This is a genomic window from Novosphingobium sp. LASN5T (genome assembly GCF_003856955.1).
In the GTDB taxonomy this organism is placed as follows: domain Bacteria; phylum Pseudomonadota; class Alphaproteobacteria; order Sphingomonadales; family Sphingomonadaceae; genus Novosphingobium.
On record NZ_RQSI01000030.1, the window covers coordinates 39,250 to 50,262 of the forward strand.

The 11,013-nt window shown below is 59.7% G+C and carries 12 protein-coding genes, 1 tRNA gene and 3 pseudogenes; 5 read left to right on the forward strand and 11 right to left on the reverse strand.

Translation table 11 applies throughout. The features are described from left to right. Position 1 precedes the first annotated feature (1 nt). Entirely contained in the window at positions 2–628 is a 627-nt protein-coding gene (locus tag EH199_RS17330) for an LON peptidase substrate-binding domain-containing protein (protein ID WP_124810489.1), read from the reverse strand. A 2-nt stretch (positions 629–630) separates the two neighbouring features. Continuing rightward, complete coding sequence (trxA, locus tag EH199_RS17335) at positions 631–1,539, reverse strand: thioredoxin (protein ID WP_124810474.1); 909 nt, start codon at positions 1,537–1,539, stop codon at positions 631–633. Positions 1,540–1,754: 215 nt separating this feature from the next. Between trxA and EH199_RS17340 the strand changes: the two genes are divergently transcribed. Continuing rightward, a tRNA-Gly gene (locus tag EH199_RS17340) sits at positions 1,755–1,829 on the forward strand. Between the two features lie 188 nt (positions 1,830–2,017). Here the strand turns inward: EH199_RS17340 and EH199_RS17345 are convergent. Together EH199_RS17345 and EH199_RS25090 are read right to left on the reverse strand one after the other, a co-directional pair. Further along, positions 2,018–2,267 (reverse strand): annotated as a pseudogene (locus EH199_RS17345) (amidohydrolase family protein); the annotation flags it as partial. Continuing rightward, entirely contained in the window at positions 2,225–2,422 is a 198-nt protein-coding gene (locus tag EH199_RS25090; protein WP_190287324.1) for a hypothetical protein, read from the reverse strand. The gene EH199_RS25090 and the pseudogene EH199_RS17345, both read right to left, overlap by 43 nt. A gap of 103 nt (positions 2,423–2,525) precedes the next feature. On the opposite strand from EH199_RS25090, the gene EH199_RS17355 reads away from it, so the two are divergent. From EH199_RS17355 to EH199_RS17365, 3 genes are all read left to right on the forward strand, one after another. After that, positions 2,526–3,152 (forward strand): LuxR C-terminal-related transcriptional regulator, encoded by a 627-nt coding sequence (locus EH199_RS17355; RefSeq protein ID WP_124810475.1) that lies wholly within the window; start codon positions 2,526–2,528, stop codon positions 3,150–3,152. Further along, entirely contained in the window at positions 3,149–3,601 is a 453-nt protein-coding gene (locus EH199_RS17360) for a VOC family protein (RefSeq protein ID WP_124810476.1), read from the forward strand. The genes EH199_RS17355 and EH199_RS17360 overlap by 4 nt, the downstream gene beginning before the upstream one ends. Before the next feature lie 77 nt (positions 3,602–3,678). Further along, complete coding sequence (locus tag EH199_RS17365) at positions 3,679–5,103, forward strand: pyridoxal-dependent decarboxylase (RefSeq protein WP_124810477.1); 1,425 nt, start codon at positions 3,679–3,681, stop codon at positions 5,101–5,103. Here EH199_RS17365 and EH199_RS17370 read toward each other — a convergent pair. Then, positions 5,100–5,951: an AraC family transcriptional regulator gene (locus tag EH199_RS17370; RefSeq protein WP_190287321.1), complete on the reverse strand. Its 852-nt coding sequence runs from the start codon at positions 5,949–5,951 to the stop codon at positions 5,100–5,102. The two genes, EH199_RS17365 and EH199_RS17370, sit on opposite strands and share 4 nt — an antisense overlap. 16 nt (positions 5,952–5,967) lie before the next feature. On the opposite strand from EH199_RS17370, the gene EH199_RS17375 reads away from it, so the two are divergent. Beyond that, positions 5,968–7,950, forward strand: coding sequence for a S9 family peptidase (locus EH199_RS17375; RefSeq protein ID WP_190287322.1), 1,983 nt, complete (start codon positions 5,968–5,970; stop codon positions 7,948–7,950). A 12-nt stretch (positions 7,951–7,962) separates the two neighbouring features. On the opposite strand, the gene EH199_RS24735 is transcribed toward EH199_RS17375, so the two are convergent. The 6 genes and pseudogenes from EH199_RS24735 to EH199_RS17400 form a co-directional block, all read right to left on the reverse strand. Further along, entirely contained in the window at positions 7,963–8,868 is a 906-nt protein-coding gene (locus EH199_RS24735) for an acyl-CoA thioester hydrolase/BAAT C-terminal domain-containing protein (RefSeq protein ID WP_223806740.1), read from the reverse strand. Positions 8,869–9,036: 168 nt separating this feature from the next. Beyond that, positions 9,037–9,366 (reverse strand): annotated as a pseudogene (locus EH199_RS25095) (acyl-CoA thioesterase/BAAT N-terminal domain-containing protein); the annotation flags it as partial. Between the two features lie 45 nt (positions 9,367–9,411). After that, positions 9,412–9,786: a hypothetical protein gene (locus EH199_RS17385; protein WP_124810481.1), complete on the reverse strand. Its 375-nt coding sequence runs from the start codon at positions 9,784–9,786 to the stop codon at positions 9,412–9,414. Next, complete coding sequence (locus EH199_RS17390; protein ID WP_124810482.1) at positions 9,783–10,235, reverse strand: DUF4199 domain-containing protein; 453 nt, start codon at positions 10,233–10,235, stop codon at positions 9,783–9,785. The genes EH199_RS17385 and EH199_RS17390 overlap by 4 nt, the downstream gene beginning before the upstream one ends. 10 nt (positions 10,236–10,245) lie before the next feature. Beyond that, positions 10,246–10,905, reverse strand: a complete 660-nt coding sequence (locus EH199_RS17395) for a GyrI-like domain-containing protein (protein WP_124810483.1) — start codon at positions 10,903–10,905, stop codon at positions 10,246–10,248. Further along, positions 10,902–11,013, reverse strand: a pseudogene (locus EH199_RS17400) (IS630 family transposase); the annotation flags it as partial. The pseudogene EH199_RS17400 and the gene EH199_RS17395, both read right to left, overlap by 4 nt.

Here is an 11,013-nt window from a genome sequence, read left to right on the forward strand (position 1 = left end):
TTTACTGCAGCGTCACCTGGTTGTCGTCGCTGTCGCGCCGGCCAAAGAATTGCAGCAACTGCACCAGCAGTTCGCAGCGCGTGGCGAGATCGGGCGCTTCCAGCAGCGCCTGCTTGGCAGCGATATCGAACGGCACGATCTGCGACACGCCGTTGATCAGCGCCATGTCGTCCAGCCGCGTCACCGATTCCCAGTCCACCGCATAGCCCTGCGCATCGGCGAAGATGCGGGCCTCGCGTTCGAACGAGGCGCGCTCCACCGCGCTCAGCACCGCATCGGGATCGTCCTCGATCAGTTCGGCCTCGACCTGCCGGAACGGCGTGGTCACATCCAGTTCGCGCAACACGCGGAAGCGGGAAAGGCCCTGCAGCACGATGTTGTAGCGGCCGTCCTCCAGCGCCTCGACCTCGCCGATCTTGCCGACGCAGCCCACCGAGAACAGCGGCGCGCCTTCGGCCGGGGCCTGCGGCTGGATCATCGCGATGCGCCGGTCGCGCGCCAGCGCATCGGAGACCAGCGCGCGATAGCGCGGCTCGAAGATGTGCAACGGCAGCTGCAGCCCCGGAAACAGCGTCGCGCCGGGGAGCGGGAAGATCGAAAGCCGCGTGGTGTCGATCGTTCCGCCCATGGTCAGCCGAACAGCACGGTCGAAAGCTTGCGCCGCGTCGCCGCGACCCACGGGTCTTCCAGCCCGATCGCCTCGAAGATCTGGAGCAGGCGGGCACGCGCCGCGCCTTCGTTCCACTCACGATCGGCGGCGATCATGCGCAGCAGCGTGGCCGCGGCGCTATCGCGATCGCCACCGGCATAGAGCGCGTTGGCATAGGCGAGCTGCGCGGCCATGTCCGCCGGATCGGCCTCCGCCGCGGCGCGCAGCCCGGCCAGTTCGCCGGCCTCGGGCGCGTCCTCCGCCAGCGCCAGCGCCGAGCGGGCCTGCGCCAGCGCCGGATCGTCCGCCAGCCCGGGATCGAGCGCGGCCAGCACCTCGGCGGCTTCCTCCTTGCGGCCGGCCAGCAGCAGCGCGCGGATCAGCCCCGCGTGCGCGGGCGCGCTGTCGGGCGCGATCTCGATGATCTGGGCGAAGATGTCCGCCGCGCGATCGCCGTCACCGCCGGCCAGCACCTCTTCGCCCATGTCGAGCAGCGGGGTGATGTCCTGCGCCGGCTCGTCACCGGCCTGCACCGGCACCTTGGCGAGAATCTGGTCGAGGTACTGCTTGAGCTGCGATTCGGTGCGCGCGCCGGTCAGGTCGGCCACGGGCTGGCCCTGGAACATCGCATAGACGGTGGGGATCGAGCGCACCTGGAACTGCGCGGCGATGAACTGTTCCTCGTCCACGTTGACCTTGGCGAGCACCACGCCCTTGTCCGCGTATTCGGCGGCGACCTTTTCCAGCACCGGCGTCAGCTGCTTGCACGGGCCGCACCATTCCGCCCAGAAATCGAGGATGACCAGCTTGTTCATCGACGGTTCGACCACGTCCTTGCGGAACCGGTCCACCGCCTTCTGTTCTTCCAGGTTCAGGCCAAGGCTTGCCAATGTCGATCTCCGATGCGCGCGAACAATGCGATACGTCCGACCACCATGTGGGAATGCGGCGCCGTTCGGCAAGGGGTTTGTCCCCTTTCCACAGGCCATCGGCGGGCGCGCGGCGAGAAAGTGCATTTTTGGTGTTGCGGCCCTCCCGAGTCGATGCTAACGGCGCGCCTCACCCCGGCCGGAAGGGGATTTTTCCTCCGGTCCGAAACGCACGAGCGGGCGTAGCTCAGGGGTAGAGCACAACCTTGCCAAGGTTGGGGTCGAGGGTTCGAATCCCTTCGCCCGCTCCAGTTTTCTTTAAAGATATCAATCGTGTAGATCCGCGTTGCGCGGCGTTGGCCTGCTTACATGTGCAGTAGCATGTTGATGTGTCAGCACGCTGTAAGCACGGCCAAGCGTTTGCTGCGTGCGTTGAACGTTTGCGACCGTAAGCCAGTTCGCTCAGTTGGATCGTGGCTACACGGTCGCGTGAATTCCACTATCGGCTTTTCATGCGTAGCTGGGCATCGAGTCGGGGGAAACACCCGGCGGGCATTGCCTTCCAGGATGACGTGTCGTTCGACCTCGCCGATATCGAGCGTGTCGATGTAGCGTTTGGTATCGTCGAAATAGAACCCGGTGGGAGGAACGATCCCGCTCACCGCACCACCCATCTCGCTACCGAACAGGATGTTCTTGTTGTCGATCACGTCGGCCAGCAGATCGACGCCGGACTGGTGATAGACGCAGACTGCATGATCTTCGCAGGACGCTCGCAACAGGTTTTCAGCGCCTTGGAGTCCGCTTCGAAGTCACCGAGGCCGTGCTGAACCACGTGGGCGGCTCGCGCGCCGGCGTCGCTGGCATTTATCAGCGGCATGATTGGAAGGTCGAGAAGCGCCAAGCCCTCGATCTTTGGAATGATCGCATCGCCGCTCTCTTGGGTGGCGCTCTCGCTTCACCCATCGGGTAGAGTAATTCGCAATTGCTTCCGCTAATAAATTCGAATGACGAAACGTGGTCGCCCTCCGCATCCAGACATTCTCACTCCAGCCGAATGGAGGGTCGTCGAAGGTGTCCGGCATGGGCTGACCAATCCGGCCATCGCCGCCCGGTGTGAACTCACGCTTGATGCCGTCAAGTTTCATGTCAGCAGCGCATTGGGCAAGCTCGGCCTGAGTTCGCGTCAAGAGCTGCAGCAATGGTCCGGTGTCCGCGCCGACAGCGCTCTTGCCACAGCAAAGCTTCCAGATGGATCGGCTGATTGGTCTTTGGGACAAGTGTCACGCACGACCCACAATCTGCCAGCGATGGCGGATTGGCTACGCGACGTGGTCGGGCTGTCGGAGGTAATGCGCTTCGAAAGCGCGGCGTTTTTCGATTGCGGTGGAGTGAGACTTTATCTTTCGGTTGGCGACCCGGCGAACAACTCAATTCTGTATTTTCGTGTCGGGGATATCGAGGCTGAGGTTGAGAAGCTGCGCGCCAAGGGCGTGACCATAAAGAGCGCGCCGCACCGCATCCACGTCCATGATGACGGGACAGAAGAGTGGATGGCATTTTTGAATGACCCGGACGGAGGTCATTTGGGCTTGATGAGCGTCATTTCCAAGAAAGATGGAGAAAGTGTATGAAAGGCCTGCTTGCCATTCCCCTGTTTCTTGCAGTGCTCCCGACGACAGCGACAGCCCAGAGCTCAGCCGCGCCAGTGCTGAGTGAAGCCCGCTTCGAGCAGGTTGCGCTGACGGTTACCGACATAGATGCCGCACGAACATTCTACCGCGACCGTCTGGGGCTGCGCCTGATGTTCGAAGCGAACAATATGCTGTTCTTCGATGTCGGCGGAACGCGGCTGATGATCGCAAGAGATGAGGCGCGGAAGCGCCCGGAACGGCCTGGTGGCATTCTTTACTTTCATGTTGAAGATTTTGCGGCCGCCCTTGTCCGCCTGCAAGGCACGCGTGCGACCCTGGTTGGTGCAGTCGAAACGGTGCAGACGACAGGATCCGGATCGCTCAGGCTTCAACAATTTGAGGATGCCGACGGCAACATGCTCGCAATCATGGGCTTCGTGCCGCGCTAATCGATATTCTTCAGGGCGCTTGCTTTAAGCGCAAGTTTCGGGACGTGAATTGTTCAACGCTTTGCTAGCTGAGGTGCATGAAGCCCAAATCTACCCTCTTTCGCGCCGCAGAACATGCGGCATCTTATCTCGATGGCCTATCAACTCACCCAGTCGGAGCGACAACCACTGCTGATGATCTGCGCCAACGCTTGGCGCTCGCCTTGCCAGAGACCGGCACCGATCCAGCCCGCGTCATTGACGATCTCGTCGAGCAAACGCGCGGTGGCCATCTAGGTTCGGCTGGTGGACGCTTCTTTGCATGGGTGATCGGAGGAGCGTTGCCGTCAGCTCTGGCAGCTGATTGGCTCACCTCGACGTGGGACAATAACGCGGCCCTTTATGCTTGCGGGCCTGCCGCAGCAGTTGTTGAGGAAGTTGCCGGAAGTTGGGTCAAACAACTTCTAGGCCTCCCAATGAACGCGTCCTTCGCGTTCACTACAGGCTGCCAGATGGCCCATGTGACTTGCCTTGCAGCAGCGCGCCATTCGATTTTGCGTGATGTTGGGTGGGATGTCGAGGCAGACGGACTGCAAGGCGCTCCATCGATCCGTGTGATCGCGAGCGAGCATTGTCACGGTTCGATCGAGCGCGCTGTTCGCTTTTTAGGTCTGGGAAAGAATAGCATCGTTGCACTCGCGACGGGCGCAGATGCGCGGGTCAGGCCCGATACTCTCGAGGCGAGTTTGGTTAAAGGCGAGCCTACCCTTGTGGTGCTTGACGCGGCAGACCTCAATGTCGGAGCGATCGACCCGTTCGACGAACTTATACCAATCGCAAAGGCCCATGGGGCCTGGGTTCATATCGATGGTGCATTCGGTCTATGGGCGCGGGCGAGCAAGCATGCACCTAGGCTCGCAGGTGTCGAACTCGCCGACTCATGGGCGACGGACGCTCACAAATGGTTGAACACGCCGAAGGACAACGGAATCGCCATTATCCGGGACAGCTCGGCCCATCGCGCAGCGATGAGCGTGAGCGCGGCCTATCTTTCGTCACTAGGCGGGGTTCGCGACCAGATCGATTGGACGCCCGATTGGACCCGGAGGGCGCGAGGTTTCGCAATTTATGCAGCGATCCGTGAACTAGGGCGAGATGGGATTGCCGACCTTGTCGAGCGCTGCTGCCGCTTCGCCGAAGAGCTGGCTAACGGATTTGCTTCAATCCCTGGTGTCGAGCTCGTAGCAGCGCCCACACTGAATCAGGCGCTTGTGCGATTCATTCATCCCGACCCCTGCGCCAATGTAAACGAGCAAGATGGATGGAATGACAAGATCATAGACGCCCTCAATCGCGAGGGGACAGCGTTCTTCAGCGGCTCGCGCTGGACCGGGTTGAGGGTGATGCGCATCAGTGTAGTCAACTGGCAGACAACAAGCGATGATGTCGTAAAGAGACTCGAAGCTGCTAAGCGCGTTATTGAGACTGAGCGGGGCAATGCGATCGTTCCTCGTCCTGCTTAGGCACTAAGCAAGAGTTGCGCCGCAACGGCTTCATCAAAGCCGTTGACGATCAAGTCGCCCGAGAGCTTCAAACGCTTGTATTCACGAGGCGAAATGCCCGTGAACCGCCGGAACTCGCGACTGAAATGCGCATGATCGGCAAACAGGTTGCTCGCTTCGCTAATTGATCCTGTGCCGTAGAGCGAAATCCAGCCTTGCTCGATCCTCAGCAGGTTCAACAGCTCTTTGGGTGCCAGGCCGATCTCGTCACGCATGATCGTACGAAATTGCCGCTGACCCACATCGATTCTTTCAGCAAACTGCCCAATCTCGCCAAAAGGCAAGGCGCGCATGGTGCCGTGCAACGCGGACAGGGCTGAAACCCTGACTCGTGACGGAGATCGGGCTAATCTGGTTTTGGCCCATTGCTCAAAAATCACCAGGCGGCTGTGAAAGTCGCCAGCTTCCTCGATAGCATCGACGAGGCCATCGCTGTCAGCGAGCACGGCGCCGAGGTCTGCGTCAGAATTCACCAGAGCAGCGACCGGACAGTCCAGCAAGGTGCGCGCACCCAAAGGAGTTAGCTGAACTAAAAACCAGTCCGTTACCGCGCCAACCCGGTGTTGGTAGCAGGCAGTCTTTGGACCAAAAACGGTAGCTCTTCGGAGCGGGCGGATATCGCTTCCGACTGATGTATTCACTTCATGATCGCCGAAATTGAAAAATATCTCGCAGTTCATGTTTGGAAAAATGCGGTACGTGGCCGGTTCATTTTGCGAGCTTCGACCAATAGAGTTGATCACCCAGGGACGAAGCGAGTGCTGCGGTAACCTTCGTTCATTTCGTGGGTTGATTGCCGATTTGTTCAAGACTGGATGCTCTCGCTTGGTCTATGACATGCTATGGTTTTATGGCTGGAAAGCAAATAATATGATCCTGAGCTTGGTTCTTGCCGCCACGTCGTTACCGGCTGAGCCACTCATCCCTTTCGATACTCTTGCCAGGGGGCCGTCCATCTCGGCGGTCGCGGTATCTCCCGATGGTGCGAGGGTTGCGACGATTGAAATGAACGACGGTCGGTCGTCAATCTACGAAGGCGAGCTTGGTGGCACTCGCCGGCTCCTCTACCGCAACCCGGCAAGGTCCATCGACAATGTCCGGTGGTCGGCCGATGGACGTTGGCTGTTCTTCCTTCAAGACAGCGGTGGAGATGAAGGGTATCATCTGTTTCGATTGGATCGCGCCAACCCGGGTGAGGCTGCCGATGTGACCCCGTTTGCGGGCGTTGTCGTAGAATTGGTGTCGACGCCGAGAGGATATGCAGGGCCGATCCTGGTCGCCATCAATCGCCGCGATCCACAGTTTTCAGATGTATTCTCGGTTGATCTCACGGACGGACAGGTCACTGAAGTCTTCAGGAACGATGCGCAATACACCGAGTTTTTTGCTGACGCGCAGGGCCGCATCCGTGCCGCCGGTCGGATTGTGGCCGACGGGTCGCTTGAGCTTTGGGGCCGGGCTGACGGAACAAGCAGCTTGCGCCGCCTGTACACCGCACCTGCGAATGAACGCTTCAAAGCGCTGGCGATGCATGCCGACTGGCGGTCGATTATCGTAAAGTCCAATCGTCAGTCCAATTTCGAACGGGCGATGCTGATTTCGCTCGCCGACGGAAGCCAGCGCCCGCTGCGAAACGGAAGCTGTGGTCGATACGATGTCGACGGTGTTCTGCAGGATCAGAACGGCCCGCTGGCCGTTGTCTGCACTCGCCTCGCAGGTGAACTCGATCCGCTACGTCGTAGTTTCGGACGCGACGTTCGGGCCGTCCGCCCGCTCGTTGGCGCGGGCAGCCTCAGTTTCGAGTCGCAATCCGCAGATGGTGCCACGACCATATTCTATAGCGATGCAAGCAATCGCCCCGGCCGCTTTCTGATTGTTCGAAGCGGCGTTGCCTCAGTCTTTGCAGAGACCCGTCCCGAGCTTGCGAGCTATCGTTTTGCGCCGTCTGAGCCGTTCCGGATACGCGCACGCGACGGCATGCAACTCCTTGGCTATGTCACCCGTCCGCTTGGCCAGAGGGTCGCAGGTCCAGCGATCGTCGCGGTTCATGGCGGACCGTGGACCCGCGATGCTGGCAGCTTTGAGCGCGAAACCCAGTTTTACGCCAATCGCGGCTATACCGTCATCCAAGTGAATTTCCGTGGCTCGACTGGCCTCGGCAAGCAGCTGTTCGAAGGCGGTATAGGAGAGTTTGGCGGCAGGATGTCCGACGATGTCGACGATGCTGTGCGCTATGCCGTTCGGCAAGGCTGGGCAGACGCCGACCGAGTGTGCATTATGGGCGGTTCTTATGGGGGGTTTGCCGCGCTGACCGGAATTTCGCGCGCGGGCGGATTTAACTACCGATGCGCCGTTGCTTATGCAGGTCCTGCTGATCTCGCGACCTTGGTGCAGGCTTTTCCGCCCAGTTGGCAGCCATTTTTGCCCAGATCCTGGTATCGCTTCGTCGGTCGACCCGACCAACCTGACGATGTGGAACGGATGCGCGCGCGCTCACCTCTGACGCATGTCGGCAACATGCGGGCACCCCTGCTAATCTTTCAGGGAGCCAATGACCCGCGTGTTCGTCAGGACCAGTCGGACCGGATCGTTTGCTCGCTTCGTTCGCGCGGCGTCGATGTCGATTATCTGCTGGCGAACAATGAAGGGCATAGCTTTGCCAATGAGGAAACGTCGCTCGCCATAACGCGCGCGACTGAGGAATTTTTCGGACGCCATTTGGGTGGAAGAGTTGGTGATGGAACCACGCAAACAGCCAACGACGCACTTCGCACCTTCCGGGCCGCCGGACGAAACATTACTTGCTGACGCCGCAAACCATCAAAGTGTGCGACGGAAAAATCGCACAATCCTACGCCATGCGTCTGCTGTCGCACGGCCGTCTTCGTCGAGGTCCGGCCTTCGCGGATCAGTCGATTGGTCGTTCCAGAGATGCGTCGGGTAGGTACCATCGCCACAAATTGCGTGGCTCGCTCGCGGATAGACGAGCAATTCCGAGTTCCGCGCTTTGCCCGCCTGTCTGAGTTGACGATCGTTCCGCTGCGCCATCGCTCCAGACGCCCAGGTTTCGTCGCGACCGCCCCCGATCCACAGAAACCGAGCATTCGCACGCTCAACTGGAATGCGTGCTGCAGCTGCAGCTGCTGGATCCGCATCGCGACGCGCTTCATAATAAGCGGTGTTATTGAAATAGCGCGATCGATCGTCACTCGCAGGCAGTGCGATATATGGCAGTGGGCGGCCCTGCCAACTCCACGACGACAGCTGAGCCGGCATCACCTGATTTGCGTTTGGCCGATTGCGTGGGTCTCCAATGCCATATCCTTCCCAAACGGAGTCGCTGGGAACACAGGCAGCTACGGCGTCGATCCAAGGCAAATAGGTGGCTGCAACAGCCGCGTATTCGGCTCCTTTGGAATGTCCATAGACTCCAATCCGCTGGGTATCCGCCTCCGGCTGTCGAGCTAGCCAAGCGCGAACCTGATCCAACAATTCTATCGGCTGGTTAACGTGGGAGTTTGGGATTCCCGACAGGCCTTTTAAATCCCAAGCGAAATAATTGAGCGCAAAAGCGGCAAAGCCTTGGCCTGCGAAGCGTTGAGCGATTGCCTGCGCTGCATCGCGGTCACCGCCTTCACTTCCGTGCAGAAGGATGACGGCTGGGTGGCGACGACCATCAGCCGGCGCCGCAAAAGCTCCATTGATCGCACCATCGGCAACCAGCACTGTTCGCAATCCCTCGGGCGCCCGGCCTACCGCGCTCGCCGACGCGAGGGAGTCGCCGTTCCGCGTTACGAAAATACGTGATTGGCTATCGCTGATCGAATTTGGGTCAAAGCCGTTTACCGTTACTCCCGCTAACAAGGCATCGCCTGGCTTGCGCCCGGACCACCAAAGTCCGTAGGCGTCGCGCCCTCGATAGGTACCGGCACTCGATGATGCTCGTGCGAGATCGATGGTGCCGCGCCGGTCAGCGCGGACATCCGCCCAGGCATGCAATGTTATCGGCACAGGCCTCCACCCTGACCGTTTGGTCGGATCGTCTGTGTCCCAGCGGACAAACCCACGAAACATGTGAACGCGAACATTCTCGCGGGGCGCAAGCCCGGTGACCCGAATGACAGGCTCAAAGCCCCAGATAGCCGGTGGCGCTTCTACGCGGACTGTAGCGTACGATGGAGTCGAGACGAGCAAAGCCGCAAGAATTACCACATGAAATTTCATGGAAAGCCCTTCAATAGCAGGAGACCCGAACGGCGCGGCACAATGCTATTCACCGATAGCGGCCCTAAGTTGCGGCTCCATGCTTGCGGCAGCTTCCGTGAGTCGACGAAGGTCGTCGAACAGCATCGGGTCGGCCTTTTTGAAGTTGAAGCAGGTCTTGCCTTGCCGCCGTTTTTCCAAGCTGGTTGGAACGGCGCCGTTAAGGTCGGATAGTGTGTAGAGCGGCATTACGTGATAGGCGACATACGACTTTTTGATCGCGATCCAGCCAAACCAGGCAGGCTCCTTGGTCCGCGCCTCGATCCAGGGGGTCTTGAGTGTAAAGTTGGTAGGCGTGTCGTCCGTAACCACCATTCCTGGGGCGGCTTCAATCATGAGGATACGCAACTGCGCAAAGATCGCTTGGAATTCATCACTCATTTTGCCGCCTCTCCGCGCGTTCTCATAAACAAGCCCGCAACGGCGGATAGGAGGATTCCGAACATGAAGGATCCCATGACCACCGCCGTCAGCTGAGTTGTCATATCGACTTCCTGCCCTCTGGCTCGCATCGCGTCGAGAAACGCAGGATTGATCGAAGTGTAATAGACATAGAAGAATATGACGCCGATCGCAGCACTAATTGCGGAAACCGCAACGCCGCACATCAGTGCCTGCTTCAGGGTCAAGCGGTCGCCGTTCGAACGCTTGGTCGCGCGCAATGCCCAAAGGATCGCGGCGGTCGGGAACATGATGGCGACAAAACCCGTCATGGCCCCTGTTTCGAGATGTTCGTTATGCCAGCCCATCGCATATTCGAACATCGTCCAGAGCGCTGCACCAATGCCGGCAAACATGCCGGCATAGGTTGTGATTGGATTGAAGCGCATGGCGGTCCTTTCAGTTTTGTGGATGCGCGACGGGGACGCAGCAAAGCAGGTCGAATTCCGTCCAGCCGATGTCCTCTGGCAATTTGAGATAGACTTCCTCGGCCGGCTCGTCCCTCAGGTCGAGACCAGAGGCTGGCAACCAGCTTTTGAACAGCATTGACCATGCGCGATCAACGACATCCAGCCCGCCCGCGACGGGTGCAATGGCCCAAAGGCCCGCCTTGCGTTCGGCGATAGAGAAATGGGTCGGCGGCACGAGCCCATCTGGCAACTCGATCAGGAAATCGTAGCGGCACCTGGACAACGGCGTGAGGTCAGGATCGTCGCGCGATGCGCCCGAGATTTTGCCCCCGTGGGCTTCTATGCCCGCCTTGTCTGCCCAATTGCGTAGCCGATTGTAAGCCCCAACCAAGCGCTCGGGATGAAGGTATCCGCCCCAAGCTCGTGATACGGCTAGCCGCACCGCCGGCCGTTCCACCACATCAACCTTAAACTCTGGATCGAGGGGTGGAGCAGGCCGCAGAAAGTATGAGGAAACCTTGAACGCGTCGCCGCGATCATTGCGCTTGTGCCACCATGCGGCGAGGTCGAACTCAGAAGGCGGCACGCTGAATACGCGCTTGAACGCCCGGGTGAAGCTGATGGGCGACCTAGAGCGGTTTCCATTCATTCCGGCTCATATCCGCAAGATTTGAAGTAATTGGCACATTCGGCAGGCTGGAAGATATCGACGAGCTTGCCGATCAGGTCCCACAGCCCATTGACGGTTCGCTCGCCG